Source organism: Pseudomonas sp. 1152_12 (assembly GCF_052850675.1).
The window spans coordinates 288,858-307,503 of record NZ_VXCW01000008.1; the positions used below are offsets into that span (position 1 = coordinate 288,858).

The window sequence follows — 18,646 nt, forward strand, 5'->3', positions numbered from 1 at the left end:
GAGAGAAGTGCATGACGCAAGTCACGGTGAAACAACTGGCCGATGAGGTCAAAACACCGGTAGAGCGCCTGTTGCAGCAGATGCGTGAGGCAGGTCTGCCGCACACCGCCGCCGATGAAGGTGTGAGCGACAGTGAGAAGCAGTCTTTGCTGACTCACTTGAAGAGCAGCCACAAGGCGAAAGTGGAAGAACCGCGCAAGATTACATTGCAGCGCAAAACCACCAGCACCCTGCGTGTTGCTGGTAGCAAGAGCATTAGCGTTGAAGTACGCAAGAAGAAAGTCTTCGTACAGCGCAGCCCGGAAGAAATCGAAGCCGAGCGCAAACGCGAACTGGAAGAACGTCGCGCAGTAGAAAATGCTGCTCGTCAGAAGGCTGAAGAAGAAGCCAAGCGTCGCGCCGAAGAAGAAGCGCGTCGCCAGCCTGCTGCTGCGCAACCTGCTGGTACAGAAGCGGTCGCCGCGCCTAGCGCACCTGTTGAAGCTGTGCGTGAGGCTGCTCCGGTTGCCGCCGCACCTGCTCCTGCAGCAGACGCTCGTAAGCGCGACGAACCTCGGCGTCCGGACAAACCACGTGCCGACGATAACAATCGTCGCGGTGGTGGTGGCGATGGCGAGCGTAAAAACGCGCCACACCGCGCCTCGGTCAAAGAGAAAGCGCCTGCTCCTCGCGTTGCCCCTCGTACTACTGACGAAGAAAGCGATAGCTTCCGTCGTGGTGGTCGCGGCAAGGCCAAGCTGAAAAAACGCAACGCCCACGGTTTCCAGAGCCCAACCGGTCCTGTCGTGCGTGATGTGCAGATCGGCGAGACCATTTCTGTTGGCGATCTCGCCAATCAGATGTCGGTGAAGGCTGCTGAAATCATCAAGTTCATGTTCAAACTGGGTACTCCAGCGACCATCAACCAGGTGCTTGATCAGGAAACTGCTCAGCTTGTGGCTGAAGAGTTGGGCCATAAAGTGACCCTGGTCAGCGACACTGCCTTGGAAGATTCCCTGGCCGAGTCCCTGAAGTTTGAAGGTGAAACCTTCTCCCGTGCGCCAGTTGTGACCGTAATGGGTCACGTTGACCATGGTAAGACTTCCCTGCTCGACTACATCCGTCGTGCCAAGGTAGCTGCTGGCGAAGCCGGCGGTATCACCCAGCACATCGGTGCCTACCACGTTGAAACCGAACGCGGCATGGTCACCTTCCTCGACACCCCAGGTCACGCCGCGTTTACCGCAATGCGTGCCCGTGGTGCCAAGGCGACTGACATCGTGATCCTGGTAGTTGCAGCGGACGACGGCGTGATGCCGCAGACCATTGAAGCTGTCCAGCACGCCAAGGCCGCTGGTGTTCCACTGGTTGTTGCAGTGAACAAAATCGACAAGCCGGGCGCTGATCTCGATCGCATCCGTAGCGAGCTGTCGGTTCACGGCGTGACTTCCGAAGAGTGGGGCGGTGATACGCCGTTCGTTTCGGTTTCGGCGAAAGTCGGTACCGGTGTAGACGAACTGCTCGAAGCGGTTCTGCTGCAAGCTGAAGTACTCGAACTGAAAGCAACACCATCGGCTCCTGGGCGCGGTGTTGTGGTTGAATCGCGTCTCGACAAAGGTCGTGGCCCGGTTGCAACCGTCCTGGTTCAAGACGGTACCCTGCGTCAAGGCGACATGGTGCTGGTCGGTTCAAACTATGGCCGTGTACGTGCCATGCTTGATGAGAACGGCAAGCCAATCAAAGAAGCCGGTCCTTCCATCCCTGTCGAGATTCTCGGCCTGGACGGCACCCCGGACGCTGGCGACGAGATGAGCGTGGTTGCCGACGAGAAGAAAGCCCGTGAAGTGGCTCTGTTCCGTCAAGGCAAGTTTCGCGAAGTCAAACTGGCCCGTGCTCACGCTGGCAAGCTGGAGAACATCTTCGAGAACATGGGCCAGGCAGAGAAGAAGACGCTTAACATCGTCCTCAAATCTGACGTCCGTGGTTCCCTCGAAGCGTTGAACGGCGCCTTGAATGGCCTGGGTAACGACGAAGTGCAAGTGCGTGTTGTCGGTGGCGGTGTCGGTGGTATCACTGAGTCCGACGCCAACCTGGCACTGGCTTCCAACGCTGTACTGTTCGGCTTCAACGTGCGTGCCGATGCTGGCGCTCGCAAGATCGTCGAGCAGGAAGGCCTGGACATGCGTTACTACAACGTCATTTACGACATCATCGAAGACGTCAAGAAAGCCCTTACCGGCATGCTTGGCAGTGACGTCCGGGAGAACATCCTGGGTGTTGCCGAGGTGCGTGACGTGTTCCGTTCGCCGAAGTTCGGCGCGATCGCCGGTTGCATGGTTATCGAAGGTGTTGTGCACCGTAACCGTCCAATCCGTGTACTGCGTGAAGACATCGTTATCTTCGAAGGCGAGCTGGAATCCCTGCGCCGCTTCAAGGATGACGCTTCTGAAGTACGTGCTGGCATGGAGTGCGGTATCGGCGTCAAGAGCTACAACGACGTCAAGGCTGGCGACAAGATCGAAGTCTACGAGAAGGTTCAGGTTGCTCGCAGCCTCTAACTCGCGTACTTCCGGAGCCACGCGACGTGTGGGCATGCAAATGCCCCGCGTAGCGTACGGACTCTAAACGCAACGCCCGGTCTGGCTTTTGTCAGGCCGGGCGTTTGCCGCTTTCAGACCCCACGGGTTTCACCGTGTGGCAGTAACAGGTAACAAGACATGGCAAAAGAATACAGCCGTACCCAACGTATCGGCGATCAGATGCAGCGCGAGCTGGCCCAACTGATCCGTCGCGAAGTCAAAGATCCCCGTGTTGGCCTGGTCACCATCACCGCCGTTGAAGTGAGCCGCGACGTTGGTCACGCGAAGATCTTCATCACCGTGATGGGGCAGGACAGCAGCGAAGAAATCGCGCAAAGCATCAAGGTGCTGAATGCGGCCGCAGGTTTCCTGCGTATGCAATTGGCTCGTGAAATGAAGTTGCGCAGCGTGCCTCAGTTGCACTTCCACTACGACGAAAGCGTCGTGCGTGGTGCGCACCTGTCGGCGCTGATCGAGCGCGCTGTGGCTGAAGACAGCCAGCACCCGTCCACACCTGAAGACGCCAAGGAGTAAGCGGTGGCTCAGGTCAAACGTATCCGTCGCAACGTCAGCGGCATCATTCTGCTCGACAAGCCCATTGGTTTTACCTCCAATGCCGCGTTGCAGAAAGTCCGCTGGCTGCTCAATGCCGAGAAGGCCGGGCATACCGGCAGCCTCGACCCGTTGGCCACCGGCGTGCTGCCGCTGTGCTTTGGTGAGGCGACCAAGTTCTCGCAATACCTGCTCGATTCCGACAAGGGTTACGAAACCCTGATGCAGCTTGGCAAGACCACCACCACGGCCGATGCCGAAGGTGACGTTTTGCAGGTTCGTGACGTGACCGTTGGTCGTGCTGATATTGAAGCTGCTTTGCCCGGTTTTCGTGGGGAAATCAGTCAGATACCGCCGATGTACTCGGCGCTCAAGCGTGATGGCCAGCCTCTATACAAGCTGGCACGTGCGGGCGAAGTAGTGGAGCGCGAACCGCGTTCTGTTACTATTGCGCGCTTGGAATTGCTCGCCTGTGAAGGCGACACTGCCCGACTGGCCGTGGACTGCAGCAAAGGCACCTATATCCGTACCCTGGTGGAAGATATTGGTGAAAAGCTCGGTTGCGGCGCGTACGTTGCAGAACTGCGGCGCACCCAGGCCGGGCCTTTCAGCCTGGCCCAGACGGTTACGCTGGAAGAGTTGGAAGCGGTACATGCCGAAGGCGGCAATGAAGCGGTAGATCGCTTCCTTATGCCATCGGACAGCGGTTTGCTTGATTGGCCATTGCTGCACTTTTCGGAGCACAGCGCGTTCTACTGGCTCAATGGCCAGCCGGTACGTGCCCCGGACGCTCCGAAGTTCGGTATGGTGCGGGTACAGGATCATAACGGTCGCTTTATCGGTATCGGTGAAGTGAGCGAAGACGGGCGCATCGCGCCGCGTCGACTGATTCGGTCAGAATGACCGGACGAGTGTGGCTGTTAACAGGCACGGTCAACACTCATTTTTAGATACAGGGATTTGTCCCTGGCCTGTTGAAATCGCCCTTTGGGTGGTTTCCTGAAAAAAGGATTGCCTCATGGCTCTCGACGTTCAAGAAAAAGCACAAATCGTAGCTGACTATCAGCAAGCTGTTGGTGACACTGGTTCGCCAGAAGTGCAAGTTGCACTGCTGACCCACAACATCAACAAGCTGCAAGGTCACTTCAAGGCCAACGGTAAAGATCACCACTCCCGTCGTGGTCTGATCCGCATGGTAAACCAGCGCCGTAAGCTGCTGGACTACCTGAAAGGCAAGGATCTGGGTCGTTATCAGACTCTGATCGGTCGCCTGGGTCTGCGTCGCTAATAAGCGATTGCGCTAGAGGTTGGTTGTCTGCCGTGTGCCAGTGGGATTCCCGCTGGCCCATTGCAGGCTCCCAGCCTCAAGTTTTATCTGGATACACGTTTTACCCTGGACTAGGCTCGGGCCGATTCCCGACATTGCCCAAGAATTTCGCAAGAAGACACGTTCCCCAAGAGCCACAAAGAAGGTAGGACACCGTGAACCCGGTTATCAAAAAATTCCAGTTCGGTCAGTCGACCGTTACCCTCGAGACAGGCCGTATCGCCCGTCAAGCCTCCGGCGCAGTGCTGGTTACCGTTGACGATGACGTCACCGTATTGGTGACCGTCGTTGGCGCCAAGACCGCTGACCCAAGCAAAGGCTTCTTCCCTCTTTCCGTTCACTACCAGGAAAAGACTTACGCTGCCGGTAAGATCCCTGGCGGCTTCTTCAAGCGTGAAGGCCGTCCTTCCGAAAAAGAAACCCTGACTTCCCGACTGATCGACCGTCCGATCCGTCCGCTGTTCCCAGAAGGCTTCATGAACGAAGTGCAGGTTGTCTGCACCGTCGTTTCCACCAGCAAAAAGACCGATCCGGACATCGCTGCGATGATCGGTACCTCGGCTGCCCTGGCCATCTCCGGTATTCCTTTCGATGGTCCAATTGGCGCTGCCCGTGTTGCGTTCCACGAAAGCACCGGCTACCTGCTGAACCCGACTTACGAGCAACAGAAAGCGTCGAGCCTGGACATGGTCGTTGCCGGTACTTCGGAAGCCGTGTTGATGGTTGAATCGGAAGCCAAAGAGCTGACCGAAGACCAGATGCTGGGTGCGGTACTGTTTGCTCATGACGAGTTCCAGGTTGTGATCAACGCTGTTAAAGAACTGGCTGCTGAAGCTGCCAAGCCAACCTGGACCTGGGCCCCACAAGCTGAAGCGACTGAACTGCTGGGCGCTATCCGCTCCGAGTTCGGCGCAGCGATCTCCGATGCCTACACCATCACCGTCAAGGCCGACCGTTATGCTCGCCTGGGCGAGCTGAAGGATCAGGTTGTGGCCAAGCTGTCCGGTGAAGAAGGCCAGCCTTCCTCCAGCGACGTCAAAGCTGCATTCGGTGAAATCGAATACCGCACCGTTCGCGAAAACATCGTTAACGGCAAGCCACGTATCGACGGCCGCGACACTCGCACTGTACGTCCGCTGAACATCGAAGTGGGTGTTCTGCCGAAGACTCACGGTTCGGCGCTGTTCACCCGTGGTGAAACTCAGGCCCTGGTCGTCGCAACCCTGGGTACTGCCCGTGACGCACAGCTGCTGGACACCCTGGAAGGCGAGAAAAAAGACCCGTTCATGCTGCACTACAACTTCCCTCCGTTCTCGGTTGGTGAGTGTGGTCGCATGGGTGGTGCTGGTCGTCGCGAAATCGGTCACGGCCGTCTGGCTCGTCGTTCGATTGCAGCCATGCTGCCTGCTGCTGACGTGTTCCCTTACACCATCCGTGTTGTGTCGGAAATCACTGAGTCCAACGGCTCCAGCTCCATGGCTTCGGTCTGCGGTGCTTCCCTGGCGCTGATGGATGCTGGTGTCCCGATGAAGGCACCGGTTGCCGGTATCGCCATGGGTCTGGTTAAAGAAGGCGAGAAATTCGCCATCCTGACCGACATCCTGGGTGACGAAGACCACCTGGGCGACATGGACTTCAAAGTAGCTGGTACCGCTAAAGGTGTTACCGCGCTGCAGATGGACATCAAGATCAAGGGCATCACCGAAGAGATCATGGAAATCGCTCTGGGCCAAGCCCTGGAAGCGCGCCTGAACATCCTCGGCCAGATGAACCAGATCATTGGTCAGTCCCGTACTGAACTGTCGGAAAATGCTCCGACCATGATCGCGATGAAAATCGACACCGACAAAATCCGTGATGTCATCGGTAAAGGCGGCGCGACCATTCGTGCGATCTGTGAAGAGACCAAGGCTTCGATCGATATCGAAGACGACGGCTCGATCAAGATCTTCGGCGAAACCAAAGAAGCAGCAGAAGCGGCGCGTCAGCGCGTTCTGGGCATCACCGCTGAAGCCGAGATCGGCAAGATCTACGTCGGTAAAGTTGAGCGCATCGTCGACTTCGGCGCATTCGTCAACATTCTGCCGGGCAAAGACGGTCTGGTACACATCTCCATGCTGAGCGATGCTCGCGTTGAGAAAGTGACCGACATTCTGAAAGAAGGCCAGGAAGTGGAAGTGCTGGTACTGGACGTGGATAACCGCGGCCGTATCAAGCTGTCCATCAAGGATGTAGCAGCCGCCAAGGCTTCGGGCGTTTAATCACCCGCAAGCGTCACGCTGAAAAAGGACTCTTCGGAGTCCTTTTTTTATGGACATGGGAAAATGCCGGTAAATCAGTCGCTTAGTAAATATCAAAAGCCGCAACTTGCACGTAGATACGGCCGGCTTCATGCAACTTGCACGATTTCGGAAATTGGATGTTTTTATAAGTTATTGTTTTATAAGGATATTATCCGATTGAGAAACTTGGCACACTGCCTGCAATAACCCTGTTAACGCTGCAGCATCAAGGTTCACACACTGCAGACTTTCAATAAAACAGGAGTTACTCGTATGAAGAAGTTCGCTCTCGCTACTGCTACCGCTCTGACCCTGGCCATGGGTGCTAACGTGGCCTTTGCTCAGACTTCCCAAGCTCCAATGACGCTGGCCGCTGGCGAAATGACCAAGGCTAAAGAATCCACTTCGGATACTTGGATCACCACCAAAGTCAAAGCTGACCTGCTGACAGAAAAAGGTATTCCTGGTTCGGACATCAAGGTTGAAACCAACAAAGGTGTGGTTTCCCTGTCTTCGACAGTTGCTATCTCTGACTCGCAGAAAGCCACTGCTGTAGCGATCACCAAGAAAATTAAAGGTGTGACTGCCGTTTCCGCTGACGGCCTGATGGCTGGCGGTGCTACTAAGGCAGACAACGTCGACAAAACCAAAAGCGCCGCAGCCGACGCCAAAGAGACCACTTCCGACACTTGGATTACCACCAAAGTGAAAGCTGACCTGGTAACCGAGAAAGGCATTCCTGGCACCGACATCAAAGTCGAAACTAACAAGGGCGTCGTTTCCCTGTCTTCGACTGCAGCCGTTACCGAAGCACAGAAAACTACCGCGGTGAATATCACCAAGAAAATCAAAGGCGTTAAAGCTGTATCGGCCGATGGCCTGAAAGCAGAGTAACGCTTAACGTTTCGTCTGAACTGGAAAGCGGCGGCTTAGGGTGAGTTAGATATCCACCCGATGCACCTCTGGAGTTCATGCGACCGACCACACGGATGTGGTCATTACAGGCCCCGGCACTTGTGTCGGGGCCTGTTCTATTCTGAGCAGAAACAAAATCTCCAGGCCGACCCAAAACAAAAGTGGGAGCTGGCTTGCCTGCGATAGCATCACCTCGACTCAACTGAATGACCGAGGTGTCTGCATCGCAGGTAAGCCAGCTCCCACATTTGCATGGTGCCGCTCAGGCGTTACTCAGCATCCAGATGCATCGGCGTCACCACCCGACCATCCTTCTGCGCCTGCCCCAGGTTGGCATCAATGAAGTACACCCGGTCATCTTCCAGTTGGCCCTTGTCCACCAAGTAGTCCTTGATGGCACTGGCACGATCTTGCCCCAGTTGGCGCAGCAAGACGTCACTGGCGCCCCAAAACTTGATCAAACCATCGCGCAGTTTGGCGCTGCGGTCATCGCTGCTCAGGTCTTTCCATTCGGCTGGTGGTTGTTGTTTCAGGCGGGTGCGGTAGATGCCCTCGAGCAACGGTGCCTTTTCCTTCTCTGGTACGACCAGCAAGGAGGCCTGGGCCGGAACCTTGTCGCCCCGGCGCTGGAGTATCTTGTAGTAGTTGTATTGGTATTCACGCTCCAGGCGCTCTGCGGCCAGGAACGGCCCGTCACTGCTGGCAGCCGCCGTGCCTTCGATTTCCAGGCGCAGGGTTGGGCGCTCTTTCAGCGCTTTGGCTAAGGTGTTCAGGGCGCCTTCGGCATCTTTGTTCAATTCGCTTGAGCCTGCGGCGAACGATACATTGCCGAGGTCTTCCGAGCCTCCGCCAGTCACCAGACCACCGATGAACTTGAACGGTGCAGTCGCCGCGCGCACGACCAGATTACGCAGTGTCTGCCACACGATTGGCATCACACTGAATTGCGGGTTATTCAAGTCGCCCGTCACGGGCAGCTCGATGGAGATCTTGCCGTCGGAGTCTTTGAGCAGGGCGATTGCCAGGCGAATCGGCAAATCCACGGCGTCGGCGCTGTCGACTTTCTCACCCAGTTGCAGTTGTTCAACCACCACTTTGTTTTCAGCCTTCAACTGGCCTTTGGTGATCACATAGTGCAGGTCAAGGTTAAGGCGGCCCTTGCGGATGCGGAAACCGGCGAACTTACCGGAGTATGGCGTCAATGTAGTCAGCTCGACGCGTTTGAAGCTGGTGGCGATATCCAGCGCCGCCATCGGATCAAACGGGTTTACGCTGCCTTTAATGGTCACTGGCGCATAGCGATCCACCTTGCCCTTGATGTCGACACTGGCCGGTTTGGCCTGGCGACTGTCAATGGTGCCGATCTGCCCGTTGAGCTGTTGAATGGCCGTGGCGAAGTTCGGTGTTAGGCTGAAATCGGCGAAGTTGGCCGAGCCGTCGTTGATAGCGATCTGGCCGATATGAATGCCCAGGGGCTTGTCTTTGCTGGCCGCTGGTGTGGCTGCTGACTTGGCACCGCTATTGGCTGGCTGTGGGATCAGCAAGTCGTCGATGTTGGTGGTGCGGTCATCGTTGATCATAAAGCGCGCGTACGGCTGCAGCAGGTTGACCTTGTCGATCGACAAGCTGTCGCCGTGTTGATAATTCACGCCTTCGAGCACCAGGCGCTGCCATTTGAGGAAGTCACGAGTCTTGAGCGTGTCCAAGGTGTGCAATTGATCAACCTGAGCGCGGCCGGTGATCTGGAGCGCCAATGGCTCAGTGCTTTTCAGGTTCACATCCAAGTGACTGCCGAGCATGCCGCTGCGCAGTTCCAGGCGAATAAATGGGCTGATATAGGATTGAGCGACCCGCAGGTCGATGTCCTGGGTATTCACTTTGAGTTTTGCACTGACAGGATTGAGGTTGACCTGACCGGTTGCCTGGATCTTGCCTTGCTTGCCCAGGCCGGTGTCGACCTTCAAGGTAAAGGGGCTTTGGTTGAGGCTGTCGAAGTTCTGCACGTCGACATTCAACGGGCCCAGTTCTAACGCCACTGCAGGTTTGACCTGACGGTCGGCCAAGTGCACCTGATAGTTACGCAGTTGCACATCTTTGAGCAGTACCTGCCAAGGTTTGCTTGGCGCTGCCGGAGGGGCTTTCGGGGAGTCGGCGGTGGCTGGCGCGGTAGCAGGTTCCGGCGCCTTGCCCGGCTTGCTCGGTTGGCTGGCGAACAGTTTCTGCCAGTCCAACTGCCCATCGGCCTCGCGGGCAGCCCAGGTTTCCAGCTTGTTGCTGCGAATCTTACCGACTACTACCTGCTGCTTGGCCAGGTCCACCGTGGTTTCGCTGACATCCAGGCGTTCCAGGCGCACCAACGGGCGGCCGTCCGGTGCCTTGATTGCAAATGGCGCGATGCTGGCGGCGGTGTTGGTCAGGTTCAGTTCGGTTTCTTTGGCCAGGCTGAATTTGTAGTCGGTGCTGAAATTCAGCACACCGTCTTCAAGCACCAACGGCACGGCGTCCCGCACATACGGCCACCAGGCTTTCATCTTGCCGTCGGTGACTTTCAGCGTGCCCTCGGACGTAATCGGTACCAGGCTGAAATTGCCTTTCCAGTCGATCTGCCCACCTTGAGGGCCGGCGGCCACCAGCGTCATGTTGGCATTGTCTTCTGGCAGCGTGCTGAGGTTTTTCAACTCAAAGTCGAGTTTGTCGTAGAGGAATTCGATGGGTTCGCTGGGGCGCAAATCTTGAAAATGCACGTAACCGCCGGCGAGCTTGATGCTGTCGATGCGCAACGGGAACGGCTTGGCGTTGGGGTCAGTCGGCGTGGGGTCACTTGGCGGCAGTTTGAATAACTGCGCCAGGTTCAGTTGGCCGGATTTATCGAACCGTAGCTCGGTCTTGGGCAGGTCCAACTGTACATCGGCCAGGTGCAGGGCGCGGGTCCATAGGCTGTCGATCTGCAGGTTGGCGTAGAGACGCTCGAAACCCACTTGTTCTTTGCCCGGTTCGCCTATCTTCAAGCCCCATGCCGTCACTTCCAGGCTGAAAGGGTTGAGCTCGATTCGCTCTATGCGTGCCGGCACCGTGGCGTAATTGGCCAACTGTTGGTTGGCAATGCGAAGGGCGATGCCCGGCAGAATCAGAAAGCCCAGCAAGCTGTACAGAGCCAGGGCGGTCAACAAGGCGCCAGCGGCGCGGATCAATCCTTTGGGCATGAGTAACGCCATCTATATCGAACAAGAGTGCCTTGGAGTATGGCACGGGATTTCGGTTCCGAAGTACCGGGCTGCTTGGGAAAAGTACTACAGCTGGAGGATCAGGGTTTTCAACGGCGGCTGCTGGTCCTGGGAAGGGAAGTCGGCTCCCGGGGTCATGATTTGCCAGTCGCGTACTGGGCGGCCGGCTTTCTCCGCGCAACGCAGTACCTGATCGCGCCAGTCATCCATGCTGACTTTCGCCAAGTTGTTGCAGCAGATCAGCACGCCACTGTCGGCGGTGGCCAGCAGCGCAGGCTTGAGCAGGCTCTGGTAGTCGCGCAGTAGGTCGACGGTGCCGAACGCGCTCTTGGCCCAGGCCGGTGGGTCGAGTAGCACCAGATCATATTGGCATTGCTCAAGGCGCGGATAGCTCGGCAGCTTTTGGCCGCGGCGCTGGGTGATTGGCAAGCCCGCCAGTTGGCGAATCGCGGGAAAGTAGTCGGATTGCACGAAATCCATGGTCGGCAAGTGTGGATTGAGCAGGCCGTTTTCGCGGCCTACCGCTAGGTTGCCCTCGGCAAAGTCCAAGTTGCACACCTCACGTGCGCCACCGGCTGCCGCGCTCAGGCCTACGCCACAGGTGTAGGCAAACAGGTTGAGCACACGCTTGCCGGCGCTGTGTTCCCTGACCCAGCCACGGGTGTTGCGCAGGTCGAGAAACAGCAGCGGGTCCTGCCCGGCATGGCGCCCGCGCACGCGGTAATTGAGGCCCCATTCGTGGCCGACCAAGTCTTCCAGTGCCTCCGGTTCAGCGCGGTACACGATGTCTTCACGGTCGATCCGTGAGTTGCCACGCGAGCGGTCGTTGTACACCAGCAGTAATTGCAGGCCCACGAACTGGTTTATCTGTTGGTGCAACTCCAGCAGCTCTGCTGTTTCCAGCGAGTGGTGGAAGCTTTGTACCAGCAGTTGCGGGCCGTAACGGTCGATGGTCAGGCCGCTGGCGCCTTCCTGGCTGCCGTGGAACAGTCGGTAGCAGTCGGTGCCCTGGGCATGCAGCTCGTTGATCAAATCTTGGCGATGATTGAGGGCGGCGCGCAGCGCCTGATTCAAGGGAGTCATGGAGCGCGCCTTGCTTGCGAGTAAATATGGGCGCGGAGTTTAACAGTTATGGGGCGCTGGCTACATCAACCCCATCCGCCGATGGGCGCGCTGCATCGAGCCATTGCGCATTGCCCAGCGCAGCAATGGCGCGCTGCGTTTGACCCCGGCGCGGACCATCTGGCGCTGCAGCGGGCTTTGGTGTTGTTCGAGCATGGTGCTTGCCCAATCCGGCAGCAGGTCTATGCCGGCCTGCATCATCAAGCTGCCAAAAGGTTTGGCCAATGTGCTGGGTGCGGGTGCATTGACCAGCAGGCGCAGCACCTCGCGACTACGCTCGTCACACAGCAGTTGCGGACGAATGCGTGCCAGGTAATCCGAAACTTCCTGCCGTGAACGCGGAACATGCCGAGCGCCCAAGCGCTCGGCGACCAAGGCGATTTCACTGTAATAACGGTCCTGGTCCCGACCCGAGAGGCTCGGGTTGCGATAGCGAAGGTGGGCCGCCAGGAAGTTGCTGACTTCCGCCACATGCACCCACGTCAGCAATTGCGGATCGCTGGCCGCGTATGGCCGTCCGTCCGGGGCATGCCCCGTCACTTTCAGGTGGATGGTGCGCACTTTTTCGATCAGCCATTCGGCGTCTTTGCGCGAACCGAAGGTGGTACCGGAAATAAATTGCGAGGTGCGCCGCAAGCGCCCGAGCATGTCCTGGCGAAAGCTGGAGTGGTCCCACACGCCAGCCAGGGCCAGCGGGTGCAAGGCTTGCAGCATCAACGCGCTGATACCGCCAATGAGCATGCTGCTGAAGTCACCATGCACTTGCCAACTGACCGAGTCCGGCCCGAACAGGCCTGGATCGCCCTTGGGGTTTTCCAGGTCCAACTGGCCCAGTGACAAGCCGGTAAGGCTCATCAACTGGGTTTCAATACGGCTGCGGATAAATTCCATGGTGACTCGGTGTTCCTAGCGGTTCAGGCGTTTGTCGATCAGGCCGTCGACGACGCTGGGGTCGGCCAGGGTTGAAGTATCACCCAAGCTGTCCAGTTCGTTGCAGGCGATTTTGCGCAAAATTCGCCGCATGATCTTGCCGGAGCGGGTTTTCGGAAGGGCCGGCGCCCATTGGATCAGTTCCGGTTTGGCAAAGCTGCCGATTTCCTTGCTGACCAGGTCCAGCAGGTGCTTTTTCAATGCATCGCTGGGCTCGACGCCATTCATTGGCGTGACGAAGGCATAAATCCCCTGGCCTTTGACATCGTGGGGGTAACCCACCACTGCGGCCTCGGCCACTTGGTCATGCAGCACCAGGGCGCTTTCGACTTCGGCGGTGCCGATACGGTGGCCGGACACGTTGATCACGTCATCGATGCGCCCGGTAATCCAGTAGTCGCCGTCTTCGTCGCGGCGTGCGCCGTCGCCGGTGAAGTAATAGCCGGGGTAGGGTTTGAAATAGGTGTCGATCATGCGTTGCGGGTCGCCGTAGACGCTACGAATCTGCCCGGGCCAGCTGGCTTTGATCGCCAGTACGCCACTGCCGGCGCCACTGATTTCTTTGCCTTGCTCATCCAGCAGCACGGGCTGTACGCCAAACATCGGTTGGGTCGCGCAACCTGGCTTGATCCGCTGGGCGCTGACCAATGGGCTGAGCATGATGCCGCCGGTTTCGGTCTGCCACCAGGTATCGACAACCGGGCAGCGTTGTCCGCCCACGGCGTTGAAGTACCAGTCCCAGGCTTCCGGGTTGATCGGCTCGCCGACGCTGCCCAACAGGCGCAAGCTGGCGCGGGAGGTAGTCTCCAATGGACCGTGGCCCTCACGCATCAGGGCGCGTAGCGCGGTGGGCGCGGTGTAGAAGATATTCACCTGATGTTTGTCGATCACTTGCCAGAAGCGCGAGCTGTCCGGGTAGCTCGGTACGCCTTCGAACATCAGCGAGGTGGCGCCATTGGCCAGCGGGCCATACACGATGTAGCTGTGCCCGGTAACCCAGCCTACGTCGGCGGTGCACCAGAACACTTCGCCGTCGCGGTAATCGAGCACGTATTTGAAGGTCATCGCCGCTTGTAATAGATAGCCGCCGGTGGTGTGCAGCACGCCTTTGGGTTTACCGGTGCTGCCCGAGGTGTAGAGGATGAACAGCGGGTCTTCTGCGTCCATCGGCTCGGGCCTGCAGTCGTCGCTGGCGGCATCCAAGGCTTGCTGGTACTTGAGGTCGCGGTCTTTGACCCAGATAAGATCGGCCCCTGTACGCTCCACCACCAACACCGTGCTGACGTTCGGGCAACTGGCCAAGGCCTTGTCGACGTTCTTTTTCAACGCCACCGGCTTGCCGCCGCGCACGCCTTCATCGGCCGTGATCACGGTGCGGCAGTCGGCGTCGAGAATGCGGTCGCGCAGGGCGTCCGGTGAGAACCCACCAAACACCACCGAGTGCACCGCGCCAATGCGCGTACAGGCCAGCATTGCGTAGGCCGCTTCCGGGATCATCGGCATATAGATGCACACCCGGTCGCCTTTCCTCACGCCACGGCTTTTCAGCACATTGGCCAGGCGGCTGACGTTTTGATGCAGTTGGCGGTAAGTGATTTTGGAAGATTTTGCCGGATCATCGCTTTCCCAGATAAAGGCAGGCTGATCGGCGCGTTGCGTCAGGTGCCGGTCGATGCAGTTGTAGCTGACATTCAGTTGGCCGCCGGCAAACCATTGGGCCGCGCCGGTCTTGATGTCTGACTGCTGGACGGTGTGCCAGGGTGTTATCCAGTCGAGAAAGCCCTTGGCCTGTTCGGCCCAGAAGGTGTCAGGCTGCTCAATGGATTGGCGATAGAGGCGCTGGTAGTCGGTTTGACTGAGCTGCGCGGCAAGACGGACGGCATCGGCGGCGGGAAACGTGCTGATATCGAACATGAGCGGTCCTTATTCTTGTTTTCGGGACAAGGCATAAAGATGCACGCTGTAGGGAGAGGGTTCAAGGCCAACGTCCAAACGGACGTTGGCCTTGGTGTACCGGCTTCAGCCGCGGTGACGACCGCGGAAGTAGTTGATCAGGCCTTGGGTCGACGCATCGTCAGCCAGGGTTTCTTCGGCGCCGGTCAGGCGGTTGTAAACGCCCTTGCCCAGTTCCTTGCCCAGCTCCACGCCCCATTGGTCAAAGGCGTTGATGCCCCAGATCACACTTTGCACGAACACTTTGTGCTCATACATGGCCACCAGCGCGCCGAGGCGACGTGGGCTGATGCGCTCCACCACCAGGGTGTTGCTCGGACGGTTGCCCGGGATCACCTTGTGCGGTGCCAGCTTCTGTACCTCGGCTTCCGGCATGCCCTTCTCGCGCAGTTCGGCTTCGGCTTCGCTGCGGGTCTTGCCGAGCATCAGGGCCTGGCTTTGGGACAGGCAGTTTGCGTAAAGCCACTGGTGGTGGTCGGAGACCGGATTGAAGCTGACGATCGGCACGATGAAGTCGGCCGGGATCAGTTGGGTCCCTTGGTGCAGCAACTGGTGGTAGGCGTGCTGACCGTTGCAACCTACACCGCCCCAGATAACCGGGCCGGTATCGGTGGAAACCGGCGTGCCGTCCTGGCGCACGCTCTTGCCGTTGGATTCCATGTCCAGCTGTTGCAAGTGTTTGGTGATGTTACGCAGGTAGTGGTCGTACGGCAGGATCGCATGGCTCTGCGCGCCCCAGAAGTTGCCGTACCACACGCCCAAGAGGCCCAGTAGTACAGGCATGTTCTGTTCGAACGGAGCGTTCTGGAAATGCTGGTCCATGGTGTAGGCGCCGGACAGCAGTTCCTTGAAGTTGGACATGCCGATGGCCAGGGCGATTGGCAAGCCGATGGCCGACCACAGCGAGTAACGGCCGCCGACCCAGTCCCACATCGGAAAGATGTTTTCTTCGCGGATACCGAAGGCCACGGCCGCCGCGTTGTTGCTCGAGACGGCGATAAAGTGGCGGTACAGTTCGGCTTCCGAGCCACCCTGGGCCAAGTACCAAGCGCGCGCGGCCTGGGCGTTTTTCAGGGTTTCCAGGGTGTTGAAGGATTTCGACGAGACGATGAACAGCGTGGTCTCGGCGCGCAGCTTCATGGTCAGCTCGTGGAATTCGCTGCCGTCGATGTTCGCCAAGTAGTGGCAGCGCACGCCTTTATGGGCGTAGGACAACAGTGCCTCAGAGACCAACTCCGGGCCGAGGAACGAACCACCGATGCCGATGTTCACCACGTCAGTGATCGGCTTCTCGGTGTAGCCACGCCACAGGCCATCGTGGATCCGGCCCACGAGGTCGGTGATCTGGTTCAGCACTTTGTGCACGTCCGGCATGATGTTCACGCCGTTGACCGATAGCTTGTCACCTACGGGGCGGCGCAAGGCGGTGTGCAGAGCCGGGCGGCCTTCGGAGGAGTTGACCGGTTCGCCGGCGTAGAGCGCGTCGATCGCGGCTTTAAGGTCGACTTCCTTGGCCAGCGCCACCAGCAGGTCGCGGGTTTCGGTGGTGATCAGGTTTTTCGAGTAATCGAGGAAAAGCCCGCAACTGCTCAAGGTGAACTCGGAAAAGCGCTGGGGATCGGCATTGAACGCCTCGCGCATGCTGAAATCCTGCATGGCTTGGCGATGTTTGTTGAGCGCTTGCCAAGCGGGCAGAGCGGTAACGTCATGAGGAGTGCGGTAATACGCCATCGCTGCGGGTTTCCTTTTTATTACGGGGGACTTGCCTTTAGGACACTTCTAAATCCGGAACGTCCAGTCTTTGATCAAGCGTTGGGTTCCGGTCAGCACCAACAATGGCGCAGGGCGTTTACATTAAACCTAGCGTGTCGATATGTCTTGGCTTTGTCTGCGCTGTGGCCGGTACTTTTTTATACCGGCACAGCGGGGAGGGCAACAGGTGCAGTGTTTTTTCAGTGAGAAAGGCGGGGGGTCAGGCCAGGTTCAGGTGCAGGTTATCGATCAGGCGAGTCGCCCCCAGATACGCGGCAACCAGGATCACCACGTCGAGATCCTCAGCCGTGGCCGGGCGCAAATGCACGCCTTGGCGCACTTCGAGGTAATCCATGCGCAGGCCAGCGGCTTCGATGTGCTGGATTTGCTCGGCACGCAGCTTGGCGAAATCGTGGTCACCGGCTTTGATCGCCGCGGCGATCTGGCTGAGGCTGCGGTACAGCACCGGGGCGATGGCACGCTGCTCGTCGGTGAGGTAGCCGTTGCGCGATGACAGCGCGAGGCCGTCAGCGGCACGTACGGTCGGCTCGCCGATGATCTGGATTGGCATGTTCAGGTCATGCACCATGGCGCGGATCACCGCCAGTTGCTGGTAATCCTTCTGGCCAAACACGGCCATGTCCGGCTGGACCATGTTGAACAGCTTGCTCACCACTGTGGCCACGCCTTCGAAGTGCCCGGGGCGGCTGGCGCCGCATAGGCCTTCGGACAGTTGCGGAACACTGACGCGGGTCTGGCCGGTCATGCCGCCGGGGTACATTTCTTCGACGGTCGGCGCGAACAGCAGGTTGCAACCGGCTTGCAGCAGCTTTTCCTGATCGGCCGCCAGCGTGCGTGGGTACTTGTCCAAATCTTCGCCTGCGCCGAATTGCAGCGGGTTGACGAAGATGCTCGCTACCACGAAATCTGACTGTTGCGCGGCCTTGGTCACCAGGGTGGCGTGGCCGCTGTGCAGGTTGCCCATGGTGGGGACAAAGCCTATGCGTTTGCCGGCACTGCGTGCGTGGGCGACGGCGGAACGTAGTTCTCGTACGGTCTTAACGGTGTTCATGCAGAAAATCCGTGTTCGGCGCCTGGGAAAGTCACGGCTTTGACCTCGCTGACGTAAGCGCTCAAGGCAGCCTGGATGCTGTCTTGGCCAGCCATGAAGTTTTTCACGAATTTCGGCGCACGGCCGGTCAGCGACAAGCCGAGCATGTCGTGCAACACCAGAACCTGGCCATCGGTATCGGCACCTGCGCCAATGCCGATCACCGGCACTTTGACGGCCTGCGTGATCTCAGCAGCCAGTTCGCTCGGCACGCACTCCAGCACGATCATCGCAGCCCCGGCTTGTTCCAGGGCGATGGCATCCGCACGCATCTGGCGCGCCTGGGCTTCATTACGGCCTTGTACTTTGTAGCCGCCGAGGATGTTCACCGACTGCGGTGTCAGGCCCATGTGCGCACACACCGGCACACCGCGCTCAGCCAGTAAACGGATCGGCTCGGCGAGCCACACGGCACCTTCGACTTTGATCATGTGCGCACCGGCTTGCATCAGTTTGCCGGCGTTTTGAAAGGTCTGTTCGAGGGTGGCGTAACCCATGAACGGCAGGTCAGCGATGATGAAGGCGCCGTCGTTACCGCGCTTGACGCTGGCCGTGTGGTAGGCGAGTTCATCAGTGGTGACGGGCAGGGTGCTGTCATTCCCTTGCAAAACCATGCCGAGGGAGTCACCCACCAGCAGCACCTCGACGCCGGCCTGGCAACAGGCCTGGGCGAAGGTGGCGTCATAGCAGGTCAGCATGGCGATTTTTTCACCTTTGAGCTTGAGGCTCTGCAAGGTGGTCAGGGTAATGTCTGGCATGAAAAGGGTCCTCGTTCAGGCGCTTGGAAACAGCGAGTAACGCGCGTGAGTCTTCGTTTATACAGGCGCACTGTCTTGAGAGCAGTGCTTATAAGGCCTGGATTGCGCCCTTCAGCGCCGGTTGGCGGCAGCGGGACGCCTATAGTCGTGATGAGGGCTCGG

At 58.5% G+C, this 18,646-nt stretch carries 13 protein-coding genes; 6 read left to right on the forward strand and 7 right to left on the reverse strand.

The window, feature by feature from the left end:
* The first annotated feature begins 11 nt into the window (after window positions 1-11).
* From infB to FW764_RS17515, 6 genes are all read left to right on the forward strand, one after another.
* A complete protein-coding gene (gene infB, locus FW764_RS17490; protein WP_446434946.1) occupies window positions 12-2,537 on the forward strand; it encodes a translation initiation factor IF-2 in 2,526 nt (841 codons plus the stop codon).
* Between the two features lie 159 nt (window positions 2,538-2,696).
* The gene (gene rbfA / locus FW764_RS17495) at window positions 2,697-3,092 is read left to right on the forward strand and encodes a 30S ribosome-binding factor RbfA (protein ID WP_057725021.1); all 396 of its coding nucleotides are present in this window, start codon (window positions 2,697-2,699) and stop codon (window positions 3,090-3,092) included.
* Between the two features lie 3 nt (window positions 3,093-3,095).
* Window positions 3,096-4,013 (forward strand): tRNA pseudouridine(55) synthase TruB, encoded by a 918-nt coding sequence (truB, locus tag FW764_RS17500; RefSeq protein ID WP_025857114.1) that lies wholly within the window; start codon window positions 3,096-3,098, stop codon window positions 4,011-4,013.
* 115 nt (window positions 4,014-4,128) lie between these two features.
* A complete protein-coding gene (gene rpsO, locus FW764_RS17505) occupies window positions 4,129-4,398 on the forward strand; it encodes a 30S ribosomal protein S15 (protein WP_003177875.1) in 270 nt (89 codons plus the stop codon).
* Window positions 4,399-4,592: 194 nt separating this feature from the next.
* Window positions 4,593-6,698, forward strand: coding sequence for a polyribonucleotide nucleotidyltransferase (gene pnp / locus FW764_RS17510; protein WP_446434947.1), 2,106 nt, complete (start codon window positions 4,593-4,595; stop codon window positions 6,696-6,698).
* 294 nt (window positions 6,699-6,992) lie between these two features.
* Entirely contained in the window at window positions 6,993-7,613 is a 621-nt protein-coding gene (locus FW764_RS17515) for a BON domain-containing protein (protein ID WP_083356728.1), read from the forward strand.
* A 290-nt stretch (window positions 7,614-7,903) separates the two neighbouring features.
* Here the strand turns inward: FW764_RS17515 and FW764_RS17520 are convergent, their stop codons facing one another.
* From FW764_RS17520 to panB, 7 genes are all read right to left on the reverse strand, one after another.
* Window positions 7,904-10,837, reverse strand: a complete 2,934-nt coding sequence (locus FW764_RS17520; protein WP_446434948.1) for a DUF748 domain-containing protein — start codon at window positions 10,835-10,837, stop codon at window positions 7,904-7,906.
* 87 nt (window positions 10,838-10,924) lie between these two features.
* Window positions 10,925-11,941 carry a class I SAM-dependent rRNA methyltransferase gene (locus FW764_RS17525; RefSeq protein WP_446434949.1) on the reverse strand — a complete coding sequence of 339 codons (1,017 nt, stop codon included), beginning with the start codon at window positions 11,939-11,941 and terminating at the stop codon, window positions 10,925-10,927.
* A gap of 60 nt (window positions 11,942-12,001) precedes the next feature.
* Window positions 12,002-12,871 carry an oxygenase MpaB family protein gene (locus tag FW764_RS17530; RefSeq protein WP_446434950.1) on the reverse strand — a complete coding sequence of 290 codons (870 nt, stop codon included), beginning with the start codon at window positions 12,869-12,871 and terminating at the stop codon, window positions 12,002-12,004.
* 15 nt (window positions 12,872-12,886) lie between these two features.
* A complete protein-coding gene (gene acs / locus FW764_RS17535; RefSeq protein ID WP_446434951.1) occupies window positions 12,887-14,824 on the reverse strand; it encodes an acetate--CoA ligase in 1,938 nt (645 codons plus the stop codon).
* Window positions 14,825-14,929: 105 nt separating this feature from the next.
* On the reverse strand, window positions 14,930-16,594 hold the full coding sequence (pgi, locus tag FW764_RS17540) for a glucose-6-phosphate isomerase (RefSeq protein WP_446434952.1): 1,665 nt from the start codon (window positions 16,592-16,594) through the stop codon (window positions 14,930-14,932).
* Between the two features lie 241 nt (window positions 16,595-16,835).
* Window positions 16,836-17,687 (reverse strand): pantoate--beta-alanine ligase, encoded by an 852-nt coding sequence (gene panC / locus FW764_RS17545; RefSeq protein WP_446434953.1) that lies wholly within the window; start codon window positions 17,685-17,687, stop codon window positions 16,836-16,838.
* Window positions 17,684-18,484, reverse strand: coding sequence for a 3-methyl-2-oxobutanoate hydroxymethyltransferase (panB, locus tag FW764_RS17550; protein ID WP_446434954.1), 801 nt, complete (start codon window positions 18,482-18,484; stop codon window positions 17,684-17,686). Before panB ends, panC begins: the two co-directional genes overlap by 4 nt.
* Window positions 18,485-18,646 lie beyond the last annotated feature (162 nt).